Below are 21,751 nucleotides of genomic sequence, written 5' to 3'. Positions count from 1 at the left end.
GAGGTGATCCCTCTGGCGCCGCAGGAACGTATCTACCTTTCACCGCCGCACATGAGCGGGGACGAGCTGAAAAGGGTCGGCGAGGCGTTCGCGTCGAACTGGATCGCACCGCTGGGGCCCCACGTCGAGGCCTTCGAGCGGGAGACGGCCGAGCTGGTGGGCGTCCGCTCCGCTCTGGCCCTGTCCTCCGGGACGGCGGCCCTGCACCTGTCCGCGGAACTTCTGAACATTCGGCCAGGCGACCTCGTCCTTTGCTCATCCTTCACCTTCGCGGCCTCCATCGCCCCGTTCTTTCACAAGGGCGCGGAGTGCGCCTTCATCGACTCCGAGCCCGAATCGTGGAATATGAGCCCCAGGGCGCTCGAGAGGGCCCTGCTGGATGCCGCAGAAAGGGGGCGGAAGCCCAAGGCGGTCGTCCTGGTCGATCTTTACGGGCAAAGCTGCCACATGGACCCGTTGCTGGAGCTCTGTGCCCGTCACGGCGTCCCCGTCGTCGAGGATGCGGCGGAGTCCCTGGGATCGCTCTACGGGGAACGCCGCTGCGGATCGTTCGGATCCTTCGGCATCCTCTCGTACAACGGCAACAAGATCGTCACGACCTCGGGCGGCGGGATGCTCCTCTCCAACGATGCTGAGGCCATCGAGCGCGCCCGTTTTCTCGCCACCCAAGCCCGCGAATCCGCCCCCTGGTATCAACACACGACCCTGGGGTGGAACTATCGTCTGAGCAACGTTCTGGCGGGCATCGGCCGCGGCCAGACGGCGCACCTGCACGATCGGGTCTCGGCCCGACGGCGCATCTTCGACCGCTACATCGAGGCCCTTGGGAAGGTCGAGGGCGTGCGCTTCATGCCCGAGCCCTCCTGGAGCCATTCCAACCGCTGGCTCACGACGCTGACCCTGGAGGAGCCGCTCCGCGTCTCCCCCCTGGCGGTGTTGGAGCATCTCGCGTCTCACAACATCGAGGGGCGTCCCCTCTGGAAGCCCATGCACCTCCAGCCCGTGTTCGAGGGAGCGCGGTACTGGCCGCACGAGGAGGGCCGGGACGTCTGCGCGGAGCTCTTCGCCCGGGGCCTTTGTCTGCCCTCGGGCTCCGGGCTGACCGAGGCGCAGCAGGACCGTGTGATCGCGGCGGTCCTCGAAGCGCTCGACGGAGCGGTTTTGGCCCGATGCTGAAACGCCTCGTGGACCTGACGGGCTCCTTCCTGGGCCTGCTTCTTCTCTCCCCGGTGTTTCTTCTGCTGACGCTGGCCATCCGGCGCCGCATGGGGCCGCCGGCGATCTTCTCGCAGCTCCGCGCCGGACTTGGGGGACGGCCCTTCCGGCTCTACAAGTTCCGCTCCATGACGGACGCGCGGGACGGGGACGGCTCGCTCCTGCCCGACGCCGACCGGCTGACGCCCCTGGGCGTTTTTCTGAGGCGCAGCAGCCTGGACGAGCTTCCCCAGCTCTGGAACGTCCTGTGCGGCGCCATGAGCCTGGTGGGGCCGCGCCCGCTGCTTCTGGATTACGTGCCGCTCTACGACGAACGCCAGAGGAAACGCCTCTCCGTCAAGCCGGGCATTACCGGCTGGGCGCAGATCAACGGACGGAACGCACTGACCTGGGAGGAGAAGTTCGAGCTCGACGTATGGTACGTGGAGCACCGCACGTTTTGGCTGGATGCAAAGATCTTGGCGATTACGGCATGGAAGGTCCTGAGGCGCGAGGGCATCTCCTCCCCCGGGGAGGCGACCATGCCACGGTTTCGGGGGAGTTGAAACGATGCACGATCTCGTCATCTACGGGGCCGGAGGGCTGGGAAGAGAGATTGCCGAGGTTGTCCGGCGAATCAACGAACAGCATTACGTTTGGAACCTCCTGGGTTTTGTGGACGATGTCCCCCACTCGGGCACCATCTGGCGAAACCTGGAGGTCCTGGGGGACATCCGCTTCATTCGTCAATTCGGAAAGCCGCTGGACGTCGTTCTGGGAATCGGTGCGCCTTCGCCCAAAAAAAGAATTTACCAGAAGCTCAAGCAATGCGCCCACGTTCACTTTCCCAACGTCATCGACCGAACGGCTCAGATCACAGCCCCCGCCCGGATGGGAGAAGGCCTCGTGATCTTCCCCATGTGTTTCGTCTCCCTCAACGTCGCTCTGGGGCACTGCGTCTACCTGAATACCGGAGCCTACGTCGCGCACGATTCCTCCATCGGCAGCTTCGGTTCGGTCATGCCCCACGCCAGCATTTCGGGCAACGTCGTCATTGGAGAGGAGACGTTGATCGGTGCGGGAGCCTCCATCCTGCAGGGAAGGACCGTGGGATCCCGATCGACCGTGGGGATGGGGGGAATCGTCATCGACGACGTGCCGGACGACTGCGTTGCGGTCGGCAACCCCGCAAAACCGATCCGAAGCCCCTCGAAACCGAACGTCAGCGTCAATGCAGAATCGGGAGGAGGACTTCCATGCCAAGACTTCTGATCGTCACCACCGTAGCCGCCACGCTCCGGGCCTTTCTGCTTCCCTATGCCCGGCATTTCAGGTCGCTGGGGTGGAGGGTGGACGCCCTGTCGCGGGGCGCCGCATCCTGTCCGGATTGTCTGGAGGCCTTCGACGCCTGCCACGAGGCCCCATTTTCACGAAAGCCCTGGGCGCTCAGGGGCATCCGCCCCATGAACGACGCGATCCGCAACCTCGTGGCTCGCGAGAAGTACGACATCGTACACGTTCACACGCCGGTCGCCTCCTTCGTGACGCGCATGGCACTGAGGGGGCTGCCCGCAGAAGTCCGGCCGAGGATCGTCTACACCGCACACGGTTTCCACTTCCACAGAGGCGGTTCCCCCCTGAAAAACCGCCTCTATCTGGAGTTGGAGCGCAGGGCCGCGCGCTGGACCGACCACATGATCGTCATCAACGAGGAGGACCGGCATGCCGTCCTCGACCGTTCCATCATCGCCCCGGAGAGGCTGACCCACTTGCCCGGAATCGGCCTGGACCTGAAGCGCTGGTCCCCGGACTCCGTTTCGGTGGCGGGGATACGCGAGCTCTACGAGGAGCTCGCCCTCGCGCCGGGGGACGAGCTCTTTTTGATGGTGGCGGAGTTCAACCCGGGCAAGAGGCATCGGGACGCCCTGGACGCCCTGGCCAAGACCGGAAGGCGGGACTTCCACCTGGCCTTCGCCGGAAGGGGGCCGCTTGAGGAGGCGATGAGGGGCCGCGCCCAAAAACTCGGTATCGCCCCGCAGGTCCATTTTCTGGGACAGCGGTCCGACATCCCCTTGCTGATGCTGGCCTCGAGGGCGACCATCCTTCCCTCCGAGCGGGAGGGACTGAACCGGAGCGCGATGGAGTCCATCGCCCTGGGCATCCCCGTCCTGGGCGCGGATGCTCGGGGAATCCGGGATCTCGTCACGGACCCCTCTCGCGGCGCTCTCTACCCTGTCGGCAACTCCGCCGCCCTGGCAGCGGCCATGCTCGTGGCGGTCGCCGCCCCCTTCGGGGAAAAGCCGCTGCCCGATCCCCGATGGAGCATCGAAGGGCTTCTCAAGGAGCACGAGATCCTCTACGACACGCTGTTGGGAAGGCCTCGCACCCCTCACACCCCACGACCCGGGGGGTGACTTTTCCGCACGATTCCCGTATTCTATAGGGGCTTCATCCTTCCCCGCCCCGAACAGGAGCGGACGCGGGGAAGAAATTCCTTAAGGGGGTTCCACCATGTATGAGAAGACCATGAAGGATCTGAACGAGGGGTTCGCCGGCGAGTCCATGGCGAACAGGAAGTATCTTGCCTTCGCGGACCAGGCGGACAAGGAGGGCTACCCCGGCATCGCCAAGATGTTCCGGGCCATCGCATCGGCGGAGACGCTGCACGCGACCGCCCATCTCCGGACCATGGGCGGGATCAAGGATACGGCCGCCAACCTGAAGGACGCTCTGGATGGGGAGGTCTACGAGTTCTCCACCATGTACCCCGGCTTCATCAAGGATGCCGAGGCCGAGGGACACGAGGCCGCGAAGAGGAGCTTCCACTTCGCCAACGAGGCGGAGAAGGTCCACGGAGGCTTGTACAAAAAGGCCTTGGAGAACCTGGCCTCCCTGAAGGATAAGGACAGTGACTGGTTCCTCTGCCCCATCTGCGGGTTCGTTCAGGAGGGCTCGGCCCCGGACGCCTGCCCGATCTGTAAGGCAAAGGGATCGACGTTCGTGAAGAATCCCTGCCGTTAGGGACGAAAACGCGAGCCGGAACATACGCGGCGGGCCCCTCCTTCTTCGGGATGGGCCCGCCTTCGTTCCTTCGAAACGCTACAACGACTCCAGACCGGAGATGCTCACCATCTGCCAGTTCTGGGCGTTGATCTCCTCGAGCATCTCGCCCAAAACCCGGTCCGCCTCCGAGTAGGGAACCTGACAGGTCCCCACCCGGCGATGGCCGCCACCGCCGTACTTCAGCATCAATTTGCCCACGTCTACGGTGGCCGTTCGGTTCAGGACGCTGTAGCCCACCGAAAACACGCAGTTCTTCTTGTCCTTGCCGTCGAAGACGCGAACCGAGACGTTCTGCTCCGGGTAGAGCGCGTAGATGATGTGACGGTTTCCCACATAGACATCGTCGATGTCGCGAAGGTCCGTCACGACGACACTGCCCTCGGCCCGGGAATGCTCAGTCATCAGCCGGGAAAAGGACTCCCGATGGGCGTCATAGAGGCGAATCCGTTCCTGAAGATCCTCGAGCTCCATGATCTCCTCCACCGTCATGTCCCGAAGATGATCGATCAGACAGTCCATGAGCTGATAGTTGGAGATCCGAAAATCACGGTAACGCCCGAAACCGGTCCGGGGATCCATGATGAAGGAGAGAAGCACCATGCCCTTTGGGTCCAGAACCTCTTCCTTTGAAAAATTGGCGGAATCGCACTTGTCGGCCTGCACCACCATCTCGTCGAAACGGGCGAGGCGCCCCCGGCTTCCATCGTAGTATTCGTAGATGACCCTCGCGCAGCTCGGGGCGGGCCAGGACGCGCCGACATACTTGTGTTGATGCATCAACCCGCGCGCATCCTCGCTGGTATGATGATCGAACCACATGCCGCACCCCGGAGCATAGGGGATGTTCACAAGGATGTCGTTGCTCGTGACCTCGATCAGACCGTCCTGCATATCCTTGGGATGGACGAATTTTTTCTCGTCGAAAAGGTTCAGTTCCTTGAGAAGCACCGCACACATCAATCCGTCGAAATCGGATCGGGTCAGAAGCCGCATCCCCATTCACCTCCGCAAAAGTGGCAGAAGCCTCTGCCTTCCGTTACATCAACCACGTGCGTAGATACGCCGCAAGTCAAAAGTCCCCGGCGCGGACGTCCTGCGAGGAAAAATCCGGACGGAACAAAACGCCGCGGCCCACAAAAGAGCGGGGAACGGAGGCGAACAAGGCTCCCTTCACCCGCTATCCGGCATTTTAACTCAAAAAAGACCGAAACGAAAGACGTCATGCCGTTTTCAAGGACGTTTCAGGCCCTCTCCATCCTCGGTGAAGGACTCGCGCACGGCGACGGACAAGAACTCCTTGACCACCTCGGGCAGGACGTTCATGGAGTAGTCCAGCTCGACCCGCTCGGTAATTTTATGGTCGTCGGCCCCCATCGGCCCCAGAAGGACGGAGGGAATGTCCAGGCGCCTCAGGTCCTCAAGGGAGATGTCATAGCCGCGGCCCCACAGAGGCATATTGGCGGCCACAGGGGCGATATCCTCCGCCCTTCCTCGAAAGCCCATATAGCTCAGATCCGATATCCCCTGAAAGATCTCGGTCTCCGAAAAGCTCCAGCCCCGCTTCCCCAGCGAAAGCCGAACGGCCTCGGCCGCCCGACGGACGGCACGTTCGCAGACGGTCCGTCCCTCGTTCAAGCGGGAGGGATAGTACGGCGGCAGAAACCCTACGACGACCAAGGGGCCCTTTTCTCCCGTCCTATCCAGCAATCGCGACAGAAATTCGACGTTGCGGTCCCGCTCGTCCGATGCGGAAAGCCCGGAGAGCAGTTCGTCCGTCAAGCGATCCCGAGACGTTCCCGCGGCCTCCGCCGCCCTGCGGACGAGTTCCTCCACGTCCAGCACCCGGATCGGCCAGTCCCGGTTCCCCACATGTTCGAAGGCGGAACGAAGCGCCCGTTCGGCATCGGCCCTCATGCTCTCCAGAATCGACGCAGGGGTTCGGCTTACGGTCAGGCAGTTGTAGTAGACGACGGTGCGCTCCGGCAGGGTGACGGCGTAGCGCTCCCGAAGGTCCCTCATGCGCAGACAGCAATCGGGGGGGAATTTCTGCCCCCCAAAGCGTTCCGCCCTCCCTCCATGGCCCTCGACGGCAAGGTTGAGGTAGGATGCGATCAACGTCGAATTCAGGCCCTCGGTGTAGTCCGCAACGTGAGTTTCCCGCCCCACACAGAGGAAAAGAGGCATGATCTTTCCGATCGTACCGTAGTAGATTCCCGGGCCCCCACGCTCCAGGACGGGCTCCGTATTGACACAGACGACGAAGTCGAGCCCCTCCCCTTCCTGGAGCTCCAGCAGGGTGGGGATGGACAGGCGCATGCCCGCCGAGTCCCCTTCCTCGTCGGGGACGAGAAGGAGCAGGACGTTGAAGTCCAAGATGTCCCTTTCGGACGCATAATCCTCGATCAGACATAAATTGAGGGCAATCCCCGTCTTCATGTCCGATACGCCCCGCCCAAAAAGGTAGTTTCCCGATTCGAGATCACGCCTCGCATCGTCGGCCAGGCGAAGCCCGGCAACACGATCGGTGTAGGTCTCCGGATCGAAGGCCCATGGACGCAGCGGCCCGCAGATGTCGGTGTCCACCACGTCGAAGTGCCCGGTGAGGATCACCGTCCTGCGGGTCTCGCGAGAGGCCCTGAGGAGCGCACAGACCGCCATCCTCTCCAGGGGATCCCCCTCCAAGCGCACCAGGCGCAGGTCGGACGGCCTGTCCCGAAAATAGGGGATGCGGGCAAGCCAATCGTGGATGAATCGGGCACAGCGATTCTCGCCGCCGTCCTCCGATCCGGTCACGCTGGGAATGGCGACGAGGCTCAGCATCAGTTCGTAAACACGCTCTCCCATCGGAGAAAAACAGGGACGCGAGTACTTGAAGGACGGCACGCTCTCCACTTCCTCACTGGAAGGCCGCAGCCTTCCGGGGATGTTCCCGCTCTCGGGCAGGAAGAACCCACATACTGTATCACAGCCTGTTTTTTCAGGACAGGCAACGTTGGATTTTCCTTTGAAGATGACGTAAAATCAAAGACATGGGGCTCGCATTTCGAAAATCTTCGGGCTGAGGAAGGCTTTGAACCGTTTTTGCCATTCTGGGGCCGTTCTCGGGCCCCTGCCTGAAAGCCCGATGGAGGGGACAACGGCTTCCCGGTCCGGTCGCCCGTTTCAGCGAGAACAATATGCATTCTTGTCTTTACAAAGGAGGATTTTTCATGGGCTCTCGAAAACTTCGCACCAAGGCTCTGCACGCGTTTGGGACTCTGCTGCTTCTCGTTCTCTCCTCCCCCCTCGCCGTTTTGGCCTCGGAACTCCAGGTCATGCCGAAGGAGGACGTTTACGTCGGACGAGAGATCGTGCTTTCCCTGGGGGGGACGGCCGTCTCCCAGAAGATGCTCTTCGAGTGGGCCGTCAGCGGTGACGTCAAACCGATATTCCTGAGGAAAGAGGGCGCCGAATGCGCATTTACGCCGACGAACCCCCTTCCGATCGAGGTCAGGGTCCTGGCCCGGAATCAAGAGGGACAGGTCGTCGCGTCCTCCGACATCGCGCTTCAGCCCCAGTATTTCGAGGTCGGCATCGTCAAGCTGGACTCCGCCCCCCTCCTGCTCTGGGATGTCCTCACGAAGGAGGAACGTCCGACGGAGGATCTCCCGAGCGGCCGTCCCATTCGATTTCGGGCCGAGCTCACGCCGCCTTACGACGGAGAGATCCATTTCTCCTGGGGCGCCGACGCCTCGACGGCCATCCTGAGCAACGACGGCTCGCCGGAGGTCGCCATCGCGCGCAGCGAGGTCGGGGACGCCGAGGTCACGGTGCGGGTCTCCAATGCGGCGGGCATAACCCTCGGCACATCCTCCAAAACCGTCCCCATCACACTGCCCGCCTCCCGTCTGGAGGACTCCGCACGTCAGAAAAAAGCGTGGGAGGCCTGGTTGGAGGCGGAGTCCCTGTGGGAGCAGCGCGACTACGCCAAGGCCATGGACACGGCCAAACGCGCCGCGGCAGCCGTCCCGGAGGATCCCGACATCTCCGGAGGCATCAAGGCCATGAGCGTCAATTATGGCCGGGTGCTGCGCTCGTTGGAGCTTCAGGAGAGGGGAAGCGGCGAAAAGAACAGGAACGCGCTTGCCGAAGCCCTGAAGACCTATCGGCGGGCCAAGATCGCGTGGCCCATGCCGGATATCGACACGGAGATCGAGGCCCTCGAGAAGGCCGTCAACGCCATCCGCCTGCAGCGTCAGGAGGCGGAGTGGCTGAGGGATACGGCATCCGCCTACGACCAGGAAGGACAGTTCCAGGAGGCTCTGGAATACTACAACCGAGCCATGAAGTTGGTTCCCTCCGAGGCCGTCGAGGAGCGCGTGGCCCGCATCACCCAACGCCTGGCCCTCGTCGCCGAGGCGGACAAGCTGGTCATTCAGGGAGACAAGCAGGAAAAAAGCGGCAGGATCGTAGAGGCCATCGCAAGCTACAGATCGAGTTTGGAGCTCAACCCGGACGAAGCTCTCGGCCAACACGTCAAGAGGCTGGAGGATATCCTCAACCAGCGCAAGAGACAAGCGGCGCTCCTCTTCCGGGAGGGAGTGGAGCAGTACAGGAAAAAAAACGAGGCCGAGGCGCTCCTGAGATTTCGTGAGAGCATGCTCATGTGGCCCTCCCCGGACGCGGAGAAGCGCATCGCCTACATCGAAAAGACGGTCGCACTGCCTCAAAACTCGGTCGTTCGCACCCCCGAGGATTTCGGAATCGGCACGAAGGCCGATGCTGCACGTCTTCTGCGCGCAGGGGACACCCTTTACGGAGAGAAACGCTACAGGGAGGCCCTGGCCCAATATCGCAAAAGTTTCGCCATCTCGCAGGATCAGGCCCTGGGCGGGTGGATACGCAAGATAGAGCGCTCCCTAAAGGAACACGAGGCCGTCCAGGCATCGAACAAGCTCATCAAGGAGGCCAACTCGCTCTACAAGCAGGGGCATGTCCCACAGGCCTGGGCCAAATACAAGGAGAGCCTGACCGTCCATCCCAATGCGGAGGTCGAAAAATTCATCAAGCAGATCGAGAAATCGCTTCCCGCCGCCAGCCGCGATCTCTCCTCCGCCGACCAGGGAAAGTAGACTGGCCGTTTTCTGCTCCGTTGGGGAGGGATTCCTTTGCTGACCGTAGGTTTTTGCAATCTGAAGGGCGGGGTCGGGAAGACTACCGCCTGCCAGAATATTGCCGTCGCCCTGGCGAGGGCGGGCAAAAGGGTCGCCGTTCTGGACATGGATCCGCAGAGCAACCTCAGCGCCAGTTTCGGCATCTCCGTCGCTCCGGGAACGCCGCACATCTTCGACCTGCTCTCCCGAGACGCCCGGTGGGACGAGGTGGTGGTCTGCCGGGAGGGAGTGGACGTCGTCCCCAGCACTCTGGACCTGGTGATGGTGGAATTGCGTCCTGAGGGTGCCATAGGCCAGGACTCCCTTCTTCGCGAGGCCCTGGACCTCGTCGCCCCGGAGCGGTACGACTTCATCCTGCTGGACAGCCCTCCTCAGCTCGGGGTCTTTACGCGAAACGTCCTCACCGCCTCCGACCGCCTGCTCGTCCCCATGGACGGAGGTTTTTACAGCTTGGCCGGACTTCGGCTTCTGAACGAAGCCATTCCCCTCTTCCGGGAGCGCCTGAACCCTCGTCTGTCATTGCTGGGGGTATTGATGACCCGCCACAATCCCAATCTCTTCATATCCCGGGAGGTGGCCGGAGAGGTCCTAAATTTCTTCGGCAATCTGTTTTTTTCCTCGTACGTCCGCCAGAACGTCAGCCTGATAGAGGCCTCGAGTTTGGGGATGTCCGTCTTCGCCTACGATCCGGCGAGCAACGGAGCACGCGACTACGAGCGGGTTGCAACAGAATTTCTCGAGAGGTGCGAGCATCATGGCTAGAAAAGCGAGACCCAGCCTGAAAGACTATCTGCGCACGGGGGTCGTCCGAATGGAGGAGGGGCCGATATCCCAAGCCGACTCCGCGGCGACTCCGGAGGACAACACGAGCGGCCTCGGCACCGCCGAAACGCCGCCCCTCTCGACGGCGCTGCTCTCCATCCTCTCCGAAGAGGACCGCCGGACCTGGCGTCCCATACTCGAGGCCGGCACCGAAATCCGGCACCTCGAACTCGACTTCGTTTCCCTCAGAGAGGAGTTTCGCACCGCAGACCGGAACCGCTTCACCTATTATCTTCTGGAGGGGCCCGGGGAGCTTCTGCGCCCGATCCGCACCAGCGTCCAAATTCGGGAACCGGTGCAATTCGTCCTGAAATGGGACGAGATGGGGACCCTGACGCTCTACGGGCTTCTATGAGCTCTTCACTTTCCGGACACGAAAGGAACGCTACGCCCAATGAAGAAAACAAGATTGCTCCTCCCCCTCCTCCTTTTTCTGGTCGTCTGCACGACCGCGGCATGGCCCCAATCCGGGGAGAGCCCTTCCTCCGTGAAACTCCTTCTCACCGCCGAGCCGGTCTCGCCCGTTCCGGGCGGGACCGTAGTCGTCCGGGCCCGGTTCCCCGAATCCGGAGATCACCGCCATTCCCTCCGCTGGAGCTGGTCCGGGGAGGGGGAACGTTTCCTGACGCGGGACGGCAACGCCATTCAGTACGAGGCAAGACCCCGTCCGCTGACGGTTACGGCCGTCCTGCTGAATCCGGAAGGGCTCGAGGCGGCGCGCAGCTCGGTCACGGTTTCCCCTGCCTCCTACGACCTCTCCATCCGTGCCCGCTCCCCCCAAAAGAGTCCCGTCCTCGTCTGGGATTCTCAAACCCGATCCCCCATCGAGAAGCGCGGAACGACCATGGAGGACACGGTCGAGATGAGGGCCCTGCTCTCCCCCGAGCCCCAAACGGCCCTGCAATACGAATGGATCCCGGACGAGGGCACGATGATCGTCTCCCAGGATGCCCGGGCCTGCCTGGTCCGCAGGGAAACCCCCGGGATCGGGAACGTGGCTCTCTCCCTTCTCATGGAGGGCACGGAGCTTGGAAGGGCCGAGGCGAGCTTCGACATCCGCTTCTCCATCGAGGATCTGCGCAGAAGCCGTAGTCTGGAAGAGGGCTGGAAGCTATGGCAGGAGGCCCTCGACCTCCGGAAAAAAGGGCGGACGGACGCAGCCCTGCTTCATGCGGAACGCGGAGCCGACAAACTTCTGGATGGAGGGGCCGACCCCGGCTTTCTTCAAGGAGAACTGGCCGGATTTCGCGCCGCTCAGGCCAAGAGCCTCGAATCCCTGGAGCTGTCCTCCGTGGCCGCCTCCCTCTGGAGGGACGGCAAACTGAACGAGGCCCTCGAACAATACCTGCAGGCCTACAGCCTCTTTGAGCATCCCTCGGTGTCGGAGGACATATCCCGGCTGAAGGGCCGTCTGGAGGAACGGGACACCCGGATTCAGAAGGCGTCCCATCTGGTTCAGGAGGCTCGGGGCCTCGCAAAGAGCGGGGAACTGAATGCCGCATTGCGCCTGTACGAACAGGGGCTTCGTCTGAACTTCACCCCCGAACTGAACGCCGAAAAAATCGACCTCGAGGGCAAGATAGGCGCCCGGGAGGAGAGGCTTCTGCTTGCCCGTTCCCGAAGGGCCACGGCCCTCGCGCTCGAGGCCCAGGGCGAACTGGAAGGGGCGCTGAAGAAAATGGCGGAGTCCCTGGAGATCTGGCCCTTGGACGAGACGATTCAGGATCAGAAACGCATTCTGTCGGACCTGAACGCCCGGCAAAGAGCCCGGTCGACCGCGGAGGCGCTTCTCGAGGAGGCGTCCGAGCTGGAACGCAAAGGCACCGATGGTCGGCTCGACGTCCCCCTGCTTTCCCAGGCCCTGGAAAAGTACCTCGAGGCGTCGAAGCTGTATGCGGAGGAGGGGACCGAACGAGCGGTCCGACGCGTCAAAACCCTTTTGGACAGAGCCGAAGAGCGAAAAAAGCAGGCCGATCGCCTTGCCCGCGAAGGGGACGCCCTCGAGAGGGAGGGACATCTCGAGGAGGCCCAGGCCCGCTACCGGCGCTCCCTTTCCGCATGGGAGGACAAGAGGGTGTCGGAGCGTGCCGAAGCCCTGGATCGGCGTCTCGAGGACTTGAAGGTGCGCGAGTCGGCGGCGCTCGAACTCCTCGAAACGGCCCAAACGCTGGAAAGACAGGGGCGTCTGGCGGAGGCGCTTACGGCCGTACGGCAGGGGGCCGATATCGCCTCCCTGGACATTCTTCCGGTGGTCCTGCGCCGCATCGAACACGCCCTGCAGGAACGGGAGGGACGGATCGAACGGGCCGCGGAACTCTCCGCAAAGGCCGGGCAGCACCTCGACGCCGGCAGGGAGGAACAGGCCCTGATGCTCTATCTCGAAAGCCATGCCGTATGGCCGACCGACCCCGTCTCAACGGACATCCGCCTTCTCAGAGGACGTATCGACGAGCAAACCGCCCGGCGGAAACAGGCTTCATCCCTCTACAAAGAGGGGATCCTCCTCGAGCGGGAAGAAAGGCTCGAGGAGGCGATGGAGAAGCTGAGGGCCTCCCTCTCCCTCGTCGTCTCTCCAGACGTACAGGCCCACCTCGGCCGACTCGACGTGCGCCGCTCCGAGCGGCAACGCCGCACAGCCCTTCTCGCCGAACCTCTGAAGCTTCGAACGACTCCTCAGATCCCCCTCGTTGGGGAACGGACAACGTTCAGGGTCGGGGAAGGCCCCTGGACAACGGCAAAGGATCTGGCCTTCGAGTGGCGGATCCTGGGCAACGTCAAAGAGCAGCAGGCCGTCGACGGCGGAAGGGCTTTTCGTTTTTACCCGGCGGACGACTCTCCCGTCACGGCCACTCTGGTGGTCCGGCAACCGGGAGCACGGGGGCCCCTGGCCTCCAGCACAATCTCGACGACGGCCGAACCATGGAACCTCCGCATCGTGCAGGCGTCCGCGAACGCCACCGTTCAGTCTTGGGACGACGCGAGAAAGGTCCTGGTGGAGGCCCAGGGCCTGAGCACCGCCGACGAGGTGGAATTCTATGCGGAGGTCCGCCCCCTCCCCGCCGAGCCCCTCCGTTACCTTTGGGAATCGGACGCCGACACCGTGCTGGTCAAGGCTCGAGACAACGTTGCCGTGTTTCGCCGCCTCCGGACAGGAACGGGAAAGGTCGCGGTGACCGTCAAGGACCGCCGCGACATACCGCTCGGCAGGGTGGAAGCACCGCTGTTGGCCGTTGCGGACAAAAAGGACGAGGAGCAGAGCCGCCGGCGCGCTCAGGCCTGGAGCCTGTGGCTTCAGGCCCGCGCCCTCTGGGAGGAGGGGAAGTTCGCCAAGGCCATACGGACGGGAGAAAGGGCCTCGACCCTCGATCCTCTCAGTTCGGAGATCGAGGCCGGACTGCCCGAGATGAGGACACAACTCGACAGGCGAACAAAGGCTGCCCGTCTCTTGGCCGAAGGCTCCATGGAGCTCCGGACGGACGCATTGAGCGCCGCCAGGGCGAACCTTGAGCGCGCATCCCAACTGTGGGAGGATGCGGCAACGGAGAGGATGGGCCACGCCCTTGAGCTTCGGGAAAGGGAGGTTCAGAACCGCCGTCACGAAGCCCTGCGCCTGAGGACCGCCGCCGAAATTTCCATGGCGGCGGGAGACAAGGTCGGAGCCCTCGCTCAGTTGCGCAACAGTTTTCTCTTCGAGCCCAACGAGGCCGTCAGCCTCGATATCGCAAAGCTCTCGAAGTCCCTGTTCGAGGAGGACGAGAAAAGAAACGCAGCCCTCTCCCTGAGGAGGAGGGCCAATGCGAGCATCGACAAAAAACGCATCGCCGAGGGAATCGATCTCTATGAGCAGAGTCTGAGTCATCTGAATGACCCCTATCTGGCCACCTACATCGATCTCCTCAAGGACCGTCTCGAGGGGGACAGGGAGTTCAGGGAAAAGGCCCAGGCCCTTCGCAAGAAGGGCGATGCCCTAATGAACGCAAAAAAACCGAAAGAGGCTCTGAAAAGTTACAAGGAGAGCCTTCTGCTCTGGCATGACGAGGAACTGGAGGCCCTCGTCATGAAGCGGGAAAAGGAACAGCGCGAGGAAATGGCCCGGAAGCTGCGGGCCGAAGCCGAGGCCTTGGTCAAACGCAGAAGGCCGGCCGATGCACTGGAAAAATACAAGGAAAGCCTCGCTCTTGCCCCCAATAAAACGGCCGAGGATTTCGTGAGGAAAGCCGAGCTCGAGGCGTCCGAACAGGCGATCCGGAGGGGGGATGCCGCCCTCAGGGGCAAAAAACCCCTCGAGGCCCTTGAACACTACCAAAAGGCACTCGCTCTGACCCCTAAAAACAAGTCTCTGCTCGAGAAACTCGAACGCCTGAACCGGATTCTCCAGCCCGCCAGGCCCGCGTCCGAGGACGTGCCTCAAGAGGGCTCCTCCAGGATGGAGGAGGAGCTTTACAGCCCCGATGCAGAGTCATCGAACGACAGGAAAGCCGAGGGCTCCGCTCAGGCCGATGCCCTTATTCGAGAGGCCAACGAGCTCTTCAAGAAAAAGGAGTACGTTCGGGCCCTGGCGCAATACGAGGCCAGTTACGAGCTCCGCAGGAACGACAAGTTGAAGGAGTTCATAGAGCGACTGAGAACCACCCTTCGGGCCAAACAACTGGTCCAGGAGGGAAACGACCTTTACAGAGCCCAGAATTATTCCGAGGCCCTTGAAAAGTACCAGGAAAGCCTGAAACTCCAAAAGAACCCCGACGTCGAGCGTTTTATTCCCCAGGTACGCTCCCTGATCCAACAGACAAAAGCAGGTGCCCGCCAATAAGGCGGTCACCTGCTTTTGGGGGGGTGAGAGAATGCCGACGCGGCGCTACAAACTGCCCACCGTAATCGCCGTAATCTTGCCGTCCTTGCCGATGCGGACCGCCACACCGCGCTTGGGCTCCTCCAGGTAGCGCAACTGACCGGAGGCAAGCGCCGAGGGATACCCCATCGTCTTGAAAAGCACGTCCTGGGTCATCCCCACCGTCACCCCGTTCCGCAGGGGGTATCGGGAAGAGGAGACCTGCAGCCGACTGACGGCGTCGTCCTTGAGGGACAGCGTCAGCCCCTGCCATTCCAAGGATGCGGCCTTGTTCTGCGCCGGACGCCCCAACTTCGCCGCCGCCTCGTTTCTGCTTCCCCCGAAGGAGTGCAACAGGGCATCCGTGTACCCTTTGGGAAGATTCTTCCCTAGCGGCAGGAAATACTGTCCGTAAATCCATCCCTCCTTGCCTCCGGAACGAACGCGGTACCAGACACCGGAGAGAGTCCCCGAGACGCCGGTCCAGCTCTCCAGAAGTTCGGCCTGTGCGTTCAGTCCGAGACGCGTCAGGGATTTCGAGGCCGTCGAATGCTCCTCCCTCAGGTTGACGTTCGAACCGGTGACGATCCCTCGATCCGGGAGCTCACCCAAAGAAGGAAGGGACGGCAATTCGCCGCTCACGTCCGAGGTGCCGTTTTTTGTGAGGGGCTGGGCAACGACGTCGATGGATCTCGGAGTCGGAGGCACCTCGACCTGAGAAACAGGCGGCAGTACGGGGAGCTTGTCCTCGGGCAGCTTGCGCAGCCCCAACAGGAACCATGTCCCCCCCCCGACCACCGCAAACAGGAGAAGCAAGCCCAAAATCCTGCGCCCCAAAGGACGAGTGCGCCGCTTTCTCCGACGCGTATACCGCGAAAACTCCTGATAAGAGGTATCGGGATCAATGCTCAAGGGACGCGTCGGAATGAGCGTCTCCTCTCTCAAGGGCTTGACGAATACCTTATGGGGAAGGGGAATCTCCATCTCCTCCTCCTGGAAAAGCCCCTCCTGCCCGACTTGTTCGGGCTCCGAATCGTCATCTTCGCCGAGATCCGGAGAGCTTGGAGAGCTCTCCCCAGCGGGGGAAACGAACGCGGCTTTAGGACTCCAGGGCGCAGATTCAGCCTCCGCCCCCCTCTCGCTTGCGTCGGGCTGGACCGGGACCTCGGTCTTCAAGGCCTCCTCGGGCTCCGGCACAGTCGGGATATGCAGGGAAGAGCCGCAGGTCGGGCAAAAGCGGTGATCGATCGCAACGCTGGCTCCGCAGGTAGGACAGGTCTTGGAGGTTCTGCGACGTACCTTCGGGGGCTCCTCCGGGGAGGTCGAAAGAGGAATGCGCTTTTCCCTCTCCTGATGGGAAAGCGAAATACGGGCGGCACGCTCATGACGTCTCGGCGGAAAATCGATCGGGAGCTCCTCGTCGTCGTCCGCACAATCCTGGTCGTCGTAATCGTAATCCTCGTAGTCCAGGAGATCGGAACGGCGCGGAAGGAAGAAGCCGAGCATCGCGGCAATAAGATAGACGCTCCCGTAGATCCAGACATCGACAGGAGCAAAGAGACAAAGCAGAGCGGCGAGGCCCAAAAAGGCGATCCCGACCTTGCTGCAGTTGAAAGCGACAATCCCCCCGATCAAGGCCAAAAATGCGGAGAGGATCGGCAGGCCCCCGGACACCCAGGGCGAGGAGCCCCCTCCAGCCACCAGAAAGCCGAAGAGCACAAACACCCCATGAACCAGGGACGTAAGGGACGCGCCCAAGGACAACGCCAAAATGATCCAACGCATCATTCATTCCTCCAGGACGAGAAAAAGCAATTTATCCGCCCACGGCGCCCTTTTGCAGACAAGACGCGACGACGCGGGCTCGATCCGATGAGGACCCTTGAAAAACTTTACACGAAAAAGCGGAAAGCACAACCCCAAAGCGGCGGGGACCACCCTAAAAATCAGGAGCCGGCCTGAGCCGCACGACGGATGCGGTCCCTCAGCCCCAAACCGACCCCCCCGGAGGGGGGCCACTGGACGACGATTCCCTGAAGCCCCGCGGCTTCCAATGCTCTGAATCCCGAAAAAAGACCTCGCGCATAATTCTCCACCGAGTCGAAACGAAGGGAACGACCGAAAACGCCGGGGGGCGGCACAAGCCCCATGAATCCGCATTTTTCCGAAGCGGCTCCATCGGGCAGGGGCGCGCCCTCCCTCCAGATCCACACCGGAACGAAGGGCGCGTAGTGCCGATAGCGCGTCCCCGGAGAGCGGCGCCGGCTCACGTTATCCGGCTGGGCAAGAGCCACCCCCAGAAAACCCTCCAGGACCTCTCTGGACATCCCCCCCGGACGGAGCAGGAGGGGCGGATCGGCCGTCATGTCCACCACGGTGGACTCGATCCCTACGGAGACCGGCCCCGCATCGAGGATCATGTCGATCCGCCCCTCCAGATCCTCCCACACGCCGTCGGCATCCGTGGGGCTCGGACGACCGCTGACGTTGGCGCTCGGTGCCGCCAGAGGAAACCCCGCCGTCTCGATCAGAGCGGCGGCCACGGGATGGTCCGGCATCCTCAGGGCCGCCGTATCGAGCCCCCCCCGCGTCACCCCGGGCACGACGGATCGGGCCGGCAGAACCAGGGTCAGGGGCCCAGGCCAGAGGGCGTCCATGAGACGGCGGGAACGCGCATCCGGAAAGGCCAGCTCCTCGGCCATCTCACGACGGGACAAATGAAGTATCAGCGGGTTGTCGGAGGGACGCCCCTTCGCACGGTAGACGCCCCGCACCGCTTCGGGATTCAGGGCATCCGCCCCGAGGCCATACACGGTCTCCGTCGGGAAAGCGACCAGCCCGCCACGCCTCAGAATGGCAACGGCCTTCTCAAGGACCACCGGATCGGGATTCCAGGGATCGATCGCCACCCTTAGGGTTTTCATCCTCTTTCCCCATCCTGAAAGCCCTCGCGAAAACGCTCCCGAAACTCCGGAAAGCTCCCCGCAAGAATGGCCTCCCTCGCTCTCTCGGCGAGCCGCACGGTGTAGCGAAGGTTGTGCCAGGTGCACAGGCGCGCCGCCAGGATCTCCCCGCAACGGTACAGATGCCGAAGGTAGGCCCTGGAAAAGTCGCGGCACAGATAACAGTCGCACTCCGGATCCACGGGGCCGAAATCGCGCTCATACCGCTGCGCCTTGATGTTCACCCTCCCGAAGGAGGTGAAGAGGGTCCCGTTGCGGCCGTTGCGGGTAGGCAGCACGCAGTCGAACATATCCACGCCGCGGGCGACGCCCTCCACGATGTTCGGCGGATAGCCGACGCCCATCAGGTACCGCGGCTTCTCCCGGGGCATGACCCCATCCAGCAGATCCAAAACGCGGTACATGACGTCGTGAGACTCCCCCACCGAGAGCCCGCCGATGCCGTAGCCGGGGAAGTCCATGCCCACGATCTCCCGGGCGCTGCGCAGTCTCAGATCATCGTAGACCGAGCCCTGCACGATTCCGAAAAGAGCCTGATCCGGACGGGAATGGGCGGCCTTCGACCGTTCGGCCCACAGCGTGGTCCGCTCCAGGGCCGTCTCGGCCTGAGCGTGCGTCGCAGGGAAGGGACCGCACTGGTCGAAACACATGGCGATGTCGCTGCCCAGAAGCTCCTGCACCCTCATCGCCCACTCGGGGGACATCACGTGCTCGGAGCCGTCCAAGTGGGACCGGCACCGAACATCCTGGTCCGTCACCTTGTTGAGCTGCGCGAGCGAGAACACCTGGAACCCTCCGCTGTCCGTGAGGATAGGACGATTCCAGCCCATAAACCGGTGCAACCCTCCCGCCTCGGCGACCAACTCGGCGCCGGGCCTCAAATACAGATGATACGTGTTGCCCAGGATGATCTGGGCACCAATCTCCTCGAGCTCGGGCGGCGTCATCGCCTTGACCGTGGCCTGAGTCCCCACGGGCATGAACACCGGGGTCCTGACGGGACCGTGAGGGGTACGGAGAACCCCGGCACGCGCTCCGGTCCTTGGACAGACCGCCTCCACCTTGAACTCAAACACAGGAAGCCCCCCATCCGAAGAAAGCGTCGGCATTTCTCTCGATCCGCGCAGCCAGAGCCGCGGGCTCCACTCCCCTGACTGCGGCCACGGTCTCGTACACAAGACGGACGTAGGACGGCTCGTTGGGCCTGCCCCTGAAGGGCTTGGGAGCCATCCAGGGGCAGTCCGTCTCGAACAGAAGACGATCCTCAGGGATGCGTGCGGCGACCTCCCTGAGACGGTCGTTGCGATCCCAGGTCACGGCTCCTCCGAGCGCACACCAAGCCCCGAGCTCCAGCACCGCATCGAGGTATTCGAGGCCTCCGCTGTAGCAGTGAAAGAGCAGTTTCAGGCCGGAACGTCTTTCGGCCTCCAAGCCATTCAGCATGCTCAGAACATCATCCATCGCATCCCGTACGTGGAGCACCAGCGGCTTTTTGCTCCGGACGGCCCAATCCAGATGCATCGCGAACACGTCCCGTTGAACGCCGCGGGGGGAGTGATCGTAGTAATAGTCCAGGCCGGTCTCCCCAATCGCGACGACGCGCTCGTCCGAGACCAGTTCCAGCATAGGATCGGGCAGGCCGCCCGAAAAACGTGCGGCCTCGTGAGGGTGCACGCCCACCGCAGCGAAGACGCCGTTTTCCTGAAAGCGATGGGCCATAGCGACCGCCTCCCGACTGTTCTCCAGATTGCAGCCGACGACCAGCATGCGTCCGACCCCGGATTCGGCCGCACGTCTCACGAGCGCGTCGGCATCTGCCCTCAGTTCGTCGGAGTTCAAGTGACAATGAGAATCGATCAGCATTCGCCCATCCTCCAGTTCCGCGGGCAGTCTTCCCCCCGGCCCCCCATCTCCGTAAAATGCCGTAAAAAGGAGGCGAACAGCGTCGGCTCCGACTCCATCCGTCCATCATAAATCGCACGGCATCGTTCCACATCCGAGGCGATCTGCGCCGTCAAGCGCCCGGCATCCGGGAAGCGCCGTTCGGGCCTGAGGCGCTCCAGAAAGAAAACGGGCAGCTCCTCTCCGTAGAGGTCTCCCTCGAAATCCAGGACGAACACCTCGGAGCGCAGTTCGCGAACGTCGTCAAAGGTGGGGTTTCGGCCTATCGACAACGCTCCGCAGCGCCATCGCCCCCGGACGACGAGAGCGACCGCATAGACGCCCGAGGCCGGCAAGGTCCTCTCCCCCCCGATATTCAGGTTCGCCGTAGGAAATCCCATCCTTCTTCCGCGGCCATGACCGTGCAGGACATCCGTCCAGAGAAACCAGGGATGCCCCAGGTCCTTTGCGGCCCCCAAGACGTCCCCCGCCTCCACCCGAGCCCGGATCGAGGAGCTGGACAATTTGGCCCCATCGCGCTCCAGCAATTCCTCGACCCCGAAGGCAAGGCCGTCTTCCCTGCAGAACGCTTCAAGAAGGGAGACCGTTCCCTCCCCTCCATGGCCGAAACGGAAATCCTTGCCCACGACGATGCCCTCCACATCCGCCATCCTCCTGAGTTCCCTCCAGAACGCCCTCGGCGCGAGGTTTCGCAGGCGGTCGTCGAACGAGATGAGCAACAGATAAGGGATGTTCAGGACGCGCCGGATGAGCTCCCGCTCGCGCGGGGTGAAAAGGGTGGAACGCATCGCCCCCATGAAAACTCCGGGATGCGGACAAAAGGTGAGCACCCCCCAATCCGTTCCAAGGGAACGGGCCATCGATCGAGCCCGCTCGAGCAGGCGGACATGGCCCCTGTGAAAGCCGTCGAAGGCCCCGATCGCCAGAATCATGGGCCGGTCGCCCCTTCGGCAATCCAATCCGTGCGATCCTCGAGAGGAATGTTGGCCCTGGGCTTCAGCAGGACGCCCCTCTCCCCCAATTGCCTGTCGACGAATCCGATCATTCCCTTTCCTTCCACGCAGAGGCCGCTCCGCAGCCCCACGGCCCCGGGAACATAGCGACCGGCCTCCCGCAAGGGGACCGAAAGGCCGTTTCGGATCCTGGCTTCGGCTGCATCCGTCAGAAGGATGCGCTGAAAGGCGGTTCCAACCGCCCTTGGAGAGTGGAGTCGCGCGGAGACGAAGGCGGAGGGGTCGGACACGGCATCCTCGACCCGAAAGCCGCCGATCGCCAAACGGCGCAGCGAGGCGACATGCGCCCCGCATCCCAGCCTGGTTCCAATATCCCGCACGAGGCTGCGGATGTAGGTGCCCTTGCCGCACACGACCTCGATCGCCATATGGCCGTTCTCCAGGGCGGAACAGCGGCGGACGGACTCCATGATCACGGGCCTCTCGTCCAGGGGAGCGCCGAGGCCGGACCGGGCCAGCCGATGCGAGGGAGCCCCGTTCCGTTTGAGAGCGGAGATCTCGGGAGGCCTCTGCATTCTCACCCCCCAGAAGGAGGGCAGGATCCGATCGATCGCGGCCTCGTCCACGCCCTCGGCATCCCCGCAAAAAACGACCTGACCGGAATAGTCGCACGTGTCGGTCTCCGACCCCAGGCGCAGCACCGCCCGATAACGCTTGGGGAGCTGCATCACGTAGTCCGAGAGACGCGTCGCCGAGCCCAGGAGAAGGATCAGCAGTCCCGAGGCCGTGGAGTCCAGGGTGCCGGCATGGCCGACGCGCGTATCCCTCCCGAAAGCCCGCCGAGCCCGCGCCACGCAATCCGTACTCCTCATG

General features: G+C 63.0%; 17 protein-coding genes. 9 read left to right on the top strand and 8 right to left on the bottom strand.

Going from position 1 to position 21,751, the window contains the following annotated elements; all coding sequences use genetic code 11:
• The first annotated feature begins 51 nt into the window (after positions 1 to 51).
• The 5 genes from EII26_RS01820 (at position 52) to EII26_RS01800 (ending at position 4,215) form a co-directional block, all read left to right on the top strand.
• Complete coding sequence (locus EII26_RS01820; protein WP_124887434.1) at positions 52 to 1,176, top strand: DegT/DnrJ/EryC1/StrS family aminotransferase; 1,125 nt, start codon at positions 52 to 54, stop codon at positions 1,174 to 1,176.
• A complete protein-coding gene (locus EII26_RS01815; RefSeq protein WP_124887433.1) occupies positions 1,170 to 1,760 on the top strand; it encodes a sugar transferase in 591 nt (196 codons plus the stop codon). The genes EII26_RS01820 and EII26_RS01815 overlap by 7 nt, the downstream gene beginning before the upstream one ends.
• A gap of 4 nt (positions 1,761 to 1,764) precedes the next feature.
• A complete protein-coding gene (locus EII26_RS01810; protein WP_124887432.1) occupies positions 1,765 to 2,466 on the top strand; it encodes an acetyltransferase in 702 nt (233 codons plus the stop codon).
• Positions 2,451 to 3,608, top strand: a complete 1,158-nt coding sequence (locus tag EII26_RS01805) for a glycosyltransferase (RefSeq protein WP_124887431.1) — start codon at positions 2,451 to 2,453, stop codon at positions 3,606 to 3,608. Before EII26_RS01810 ends, EII26_RS01805 begins: the two co-directional genes overlap by 16 nt.
• A 97-nt stretch (positions 3,609 to 3,705) precedes the next feature.
• Positions 3,706 to 4,215: a rubrerythrin family protein gene (locus tag EII26_RS01800; protein ID WP_124887430.1), complete on the top strand. Its 510-nt coding sequence runs from the start codon at positions 3,706 to 3,708 to the stop codon at positions 4,213 to 4,215.
• Positions 4,216 to 4,293: 78 nt separating this feature from the next.
• On the opposite strand, the gene EII26_RS01795 is transcribed toward EII26_RS01800, so the two are convergent.
• Entirely contained in the window at positions 4,294 to 5,250 is a 957-nt protein-coding gene (locus tag EII26_RS01795; protein WP_124887429.1) for an exopolyphosphatase, read from the bottom strand.
• Positions 5,251 to 5,487: 237 nt separating this feature from the next.
• Positions 5,488 to 7,140: a M20/M25/M40 family metallo-hydrolase gene (locus EII26_RS01790; RefSeq protein WP_124887428.1), complete on the bottom strand. Its 1,653-nt coding sequence runs from the start codon at positions 7,138 to 7,140 to the stop codon at positions 5,488 to 5,490.
• Between the two features lie 326 nt (positions 7,141 to 7,466).
• Between EII26_RS01790 and EII26_RS01785 the strand changes: the two genes are divergently transcribed.
• The 4 genes from EII26_RS01785 to EII26_RS01770 are packed head-to-tail and all read left to right on the top strand — an operon-like array spanning position 7,467 to position 15,042.
• A complete protein-coding gene (locus EII26_RS01785; RefSeq protein ID WP_158612099.1) occupies positions 7,467 to 9,368 on the top strand; it encodes a tetratricopeptide repeat protein in 1,902 nt (633 codons plus the stop codon).
• Positions 9,369 to 9,404: 36 nt separating this feature from the next.
• Positions 9,405 to 10,172 (top strand): ParA family protein, encoded by a 768-nt coding sequence (locus EII26_RS01780; RefSeq protein WP_158612098.1) that lies wholly within the window; start codon positions 9,405 to 9,407, stop codon positions 10,170 to 10,172.
• On the top strand, positions 10,165 to 10,587 hold the full coding sequence (locus EII26_RS01775) for a hypothetical protein (RefSeq protein WP_124887425.1): 423 nt from the start codon (positions 10,165 to 10,167) through the stop codon (positions 10,585 to 10,587). The genes EII26_RS01780 and EII26_RS01775 overlap by 8 nt, the downstream gene beginning before the upstream one ends.
• Positions 10,588 to 10,626: 39 nt before the next feature.
• On the top strand, positions 10,627 to 15,042 hold the full coding sequence (locus EII26_RS01770; protein ID WP_124887424.1) for a hypothetical protein: 4,416 nt from the start codon (positions 10,627 to 10,629) through the stop codon (positions 15,040 to 15,042).
• Positions 15,043 to 15,087: 45 nt separating this feature from the next.
• Here EII26_RS01770 and EII26_RS01765 read toward each other — a convergent pair whose 3' ends face one another.
• The 6 genes from EII26_RS01765 to truB all read right to left on the bottom strand — a co-directional run bounded on the left by EII26_RS01765 (position 15,088) and on the right by truB (position 21,750).
• The gene (locus EII26_RS01765; RefSeq protein ID WP_124887423.1) at positions 15,088 to 16,848 is read right to left on the bottom strand and encodes an SH3 domain-containing protein; all 1,761 of its coding nucleotides are present in this window, start codon (positions 16,846 to 16,848) and stop codon (positions 15,088 to 15,090) included.
• 158 nt (positions 16,849 to 17,006) lie between these two features.
• Complete coding sequence (locus EII26_RS01760) at positions 17,007 to 17,984, bottom strand: L-threonylcarbamoyladenylate synthase (protein WP_124887422.1); 978 nt, start codon at positions 17,982 to 17,984, stop codon at positions 17,007 to 17,009.
• The gene (gene tgt, locus EII26_RS01755) at positions 17,981 to 19,099 is read right to left on the bottom strand and encodes a tRNA guanosine(34) transglycosylase Tgt (RefSeq protein WP_124887421.1); all 1,119 of its coding nucleotides are present in this window, start codon (positions 19,097 to 19,099) and stop codon (positions 17,981 to 17,983) included. The genes EII26_RS01760 and tgt overlap by 4 nt, the downstream gene beginning before the upstream one ends.
• The gene (locus tag EII26_RS01750) at positions 19,092 to 19,886 is read right to left on the bottom strand and encodes a TatD family hydrolase (RefSeq protein WP_124887420.1); all 795 of its coding nucleotides are present in this window, start codon (positions 19,884 to 19,886) and stop codon (positions 19,092 to 19,094) included. Before EII26_RS01750 ends, tgt begins: the two co-directional genes overlap by 8 nt.
• Positions 19,880 to 20,884, bottom strand: coding sequence for a riboflavin biosynthesis protein RibF (ribF, locus tag EII26_RS01745; protein ID WP_158612097.1), 1,005 nt, complete (start codon positions 20,882 to 20,884; stop codon positions 19,880 to 19,882). The genes EII26_RS01750 and ribF overlap by 7 nt, the downstream gene beginning before the upstream one ends.
• On the bottom strand, positions 20,854 to 21,750 hold the full coding sequence (gene truB / locus EII26_RS01740; protein WP_158612096.1) for a tRNA pseudouridine(55) synthase TruB: 897 nt from the start codon (positions 21,748 to 21,750) through the stop codon (positions 20,854 to 20,856). The genes ribF and truB overlap by 31 nt, the downstream gene beginning before the upstream one ends.
• Position 21,751 lies beyond the last annotated feature (1 nt).

It is taken from the genome of Fretibacterium sp. OH1220_COT-178 (genome assembly GCF_003860125.1).
In the GTDB taxonomy this organism is placed as follows: Bacteria; Synergistota; Synergistia; order Synergistales; family Aminobacteriaceae; genus CAJPSE01.
Note: the sequence above shows the minus strand (reverse complement) of the source record. Positions and strands in the feature narration are given on the sequence as shown.

Coding starts and splice junctions, on each gene's coding strand:
- EII26_RS01805 (WP_124887431.1), top strand. CDS start 2,451: ATGCCAAGACTTCTGATCGTCACCACCGTAGCCGCCACGCTCCGGGCC.
- EII26_RS01820 (WP_124887434.1), top strand. CDS start 52: ATGAGCGGGGACGAGCTGAAAAGGGTCGGCGAGGCGTTCGCGTCGAAC.
- EII26_RS01775 (WP_124887425.1), top strand. CDS start 10,165: ATGGCTAGAAAAGCGAGACCCAGCCTGAAAGACTATCTGCGCACGGGG.
- EII26_RS01750 (WP_124887420.1), bottom strand. CDS start 19,886: ATGCTGATCGATTCTCATTGTCACTTGAACTCCGACGAACTGAGGGCA.
- EII26_RS01785 (WP_158612099.1), top strand. CDS start 7,467: ATGGGCTCTCGAAAACTTCGCACCAAGGCTCTGCACGCGTTTGGGACT.
- truB (WP_158612096.1), bottom strand. CDS start 21,750: ATGAGGAGTACGGATTGCGTGGCGCGGGCTCGGCGGGCTTTCGGGAGG.
- EII26_RS01760 (WP_124887422.1), bottom strand. CDS start 17,984: ATGAAAACCCTAAGGGTGGCGATCGATCCCTGGAATCCCGATCCGGTG.
- EII26_RS01810 (WP_124887432.1), top strand. CDS start 1,765: ATGCACGATCTCGTCATCTACGGGGCCGGAGGGCTGGGAAGAGAGATT.
- EII26_RS01795 (WP_124887429.1), bottom strand. CDS start 5,250: ATGCGGCTTCTGACCCGATCCGATTTCGACGGATTGATGTGTGCGGTG.
- EII26_RS01770 (WP_124887424.1), top strand. CDS start 10,627: ATGAAGAAAACAAGATTGCTCCTCCCCCTCCTCCTTTTTCTGGTCGTC.
- EII26_RS01800 (WP_124887430.1), top strand. CDS start 3,706: ATGTATGAGAAGACCATGAAGGATCTGAACGAGGGGTTCGCCGGCGAG.
- EII26_RS01815 (WP_124887433.1), top strand. CDS start 1,170: ATGCTGAAACGCCTCGTGGACCTGACGGGCTCCTTCCTGGGCCTGCTT.
- EII26_RS01765 (WP_124887423.1), bottom strand. CDS start 16,848: ATGATGCGTTGGATCATTTTGGCGTTGTCCTTGGGCGCGTCCCTTACG.